The 1650-nt window shown below is 74.5% G+C and carries 2 protein-coding genes; both read right to left on the reverse strand.

Annotated elements, in window-relative coordinates:
- Window positions 1-369 (reverse strand): HTH domain-containing protein (locus AB0J09_RS64275; RefSeq protein ID WP_360714277.1); only part of this gene is annotated, 369 nt, incomplete at its 3' end.
- On the reverse strand, window positions 351-1650 hold a 1300-nt coding region (locus tag AB0J09_RS64280), incomplete at its 5' end, for a CocE/NonD family hydrolase (RefSeq protein WP_360714279.1). The genes AB0J09_RS64280 and AB0J09_RS64275, both read right to left, overlap by 19 nt.

Below are 1650 nucleotides of genomic sequence, written 5' to 3' on the forward strand. Positions count from 1 at the left end.
GCGCTGCGCCGCGACGGCGGGCGCGTCCCGCAGCGCGGGGGAGAGCGCGGCGGCGGCCTTCAGCCGGGCCGTGGCCGCCACCCCCTCCAGCCCCATCTCCCGCAGCGCCGCCGGCACCCCCGACAGGAACAGCGCCTCCGCCTCGGCCCGGTCCAGGCCGGTCAGCCGGGTCCGGTACCCGTCGAGCAGCCGGTAACCGCCGCCCCGCCCCCGGTCGGCGTACACGGGCACGCCCGCCTCCGACAGCGCCAGCACGTCCCGGTGCACCGTGCGCTCCGAGACCTCCAGCTCCTCGGCCAGCTCGGCCGCCGTCATCCCGCCCCGGCCCTGCAACAGCAGGACCAGCGACATCAACCGTGAGGCGCGCACAGCGGCAGCACCACGGCGGACGGATGGTCGGGGGAGTGGAACACCTCGACGTCGGCGGGCACCATCGCGCCGTTGCCGCTGCCCAGGGGATCGCCGGTGCCGTGGTTGCGGGCGATCGTCGGGTACGCCCCCGCCGCCACGTGCACCCTGATCCGGTGGTCGCGCCCGAACCGGTGCGCGATCGGCCAGAGATCCACGGACACCCGCCGCAGCCCGGAACCGGCGTCCGCCAGACGGCGGACGCCCTCGCACACGTTGAACGAGCGCCCGTCCGGGTGCACGTCGCACACCCGCACCACCACGTCCACGTACGGCGTGCTCGACCGCACGAACAGCTCAGCCCGCACCGGCCCGATCATCTCCACGTCCGACTCCAGCGCCGCTGAACTGTACACCAGCACGTCGCGCCGTTGCTCCAGCCGTCGCTGGTCGCGCGGCCTGGAGTCCCCGAGCAGCACGGGCCCGCCGATCACGGGCGTCGGATGGGAGGGGTCGTACCGGAACCGGTCGGGCGGGGAGTCCAGCGGCCCGTCAACGCCCAGTCCGAACCCGTGCTGCAGGTGCCAGCGCTGCTCCTGCATCCCGGGCACCGGCCAGTCGGAGTAGTCCCGCCACTCCTCGGCCCCCGTGACGTAGAGCCGCACGGGTTCGGCCCGCAGCCTGGAGTAGTCGCCCAGCAGGTGCGCGCGGAACCAGGCCGAGGCCTCGGCCATGGCGGGCCGCCCGTGCCGGGTGTCGACGTGGTACCAGGGCCCGATCGTCAGGTACGGCCGCCGCCCGGCGGCGCGCATCGCCGCGTAGTCCTTGAGCTGCCACGGCAGGAACACGTCGTACCAGCCGCCCAGCATGGTGACCGCCGCCTCCACCTCGCCCACCTTCGGGGAGAAGTCGCGCTTGTCCCAATAGGGGACGGCCGGGTCGGCGTGGTGCGTGAGCAGGTCCTGGTAGAACCGGAGCTGCCGACCGGCCGAGGCCAGGTCCAGCTCGGCCACGGGGCGGCCCGACAGGACCGCCCTGTGGGCGTGCCTGGGCGCGGTCAGCACCGCGGCGCCGCCGAAGCGGCGCGACATGCCGTCGGTGAGTGTGGTCCAGCTCAGCGCCGACTCCAGCGCGAACGCGCCGCCCACGTAGGCCGCGTCCCTGAACTGGGAGGCGGTGATCTGCGTGGCCATGGCCCTCAGGTCCGGCCCGGCGTAGGCCGCGACGGCCCACTGCGTGTAGCCGAGGTAGGAGGGGCCGAACATCGCGAACGAGCCGCCGTACCACGGCTGCTCGCGCAGC

It is taken from the genome of Nonomuraea sp. NPDC049784 (assembly GCF_040659615.1).
Taxonomy (GTDB): domain Bacteria; phylum Actinomycetota; class Actinomycetes; order Streptosporangiales; family Streptosporangiaceae; genus Nonomuraea.